The organism is Halomonas sp. DP4Y7-1, assembly GCF_019800705.1.
Lineage (GTDB): Bacteria > Pseudomonadota > Gammaproteobacteria > Pseudomonadales > Halomonadaceae > Halomonas > Halomonas litopenaei_A.
In genome coordinates this window covers 1-527 of sequence record NZ_JAHVKS010000038.1, presented here as the reverse complement: position 1 = coordinate 527, position 527 = coordinate 1, and the positions used below count along the sequence as shown (strand labels likewise).

The window sequence follows — 527 nt, the reverse complement described above, 5'->3', positions numbered from 1 at the left end:
TGGGGTGAAGTCGTAACAAGGTAGCCGTAGGGGAACCTGCGGCTGGATCACCTCCTTAATCGACACGTCGCTGACTGTCGGTAAGTGCTCACAATGAATTACCTGATCAAGCAAGAGTAATGACAAGCTAGTTTGAAGCCTGGGTCTGTAGCTCAGTTGGTTAGAGCGCACCCCTGATAAGGGTGAGGTCGGCAGTTCAAGTCTGCCCAGACCCACCATCTTCGGACTGCGATATGGGGCCATAGCTCAGCTGGGAGAGCGCCTGCCTTGCACGCAGGAGGTCAGCGGTTCGATCCCGCTTGGCTCCACCACTTTATTGCCTATAACGGTGGGCCAGGTGATCAGTCTTCTTGTCATGAAGTTCTAAGCAAGATGCTTGCATCGCTGCTCGATAATCCGGGGCGGCGATTTTCAAGTCTCTCGCTTAGAGTTTCGACTCTAACGCTCTTTAACAATGTATATCATGCTGACAAAGTAAGATACGTCTCAAGCGTATCCGGCAATTGTCGTGACATCATCGATTGACA

Annotated in this window: 2 tRNA genes and 1 rRNA gene; all 3 read left to right on the top strand. The window is 51.4% G+C overall.

The features are described from left to right. Positions 1-58 (top strand): 16S ribosomal RNA (locus tag KUV72_RS19745); the annotation flags it as partial. Between the two features lie 83 nt (positions 59-141). Continuing rightward, a tRNA-Ile gene (locus KUV72_RS19740) sits at positions 142-218 on the top strand. A gap of 17 nt (positions 219-235) precedes the next feature. Next, positions 236-311: transfer RNA gene (locus KUV72_RS19735), tRNA-Ala, on the top strand. Positions 312-527 lie beyond the last annotated feature (216 nt).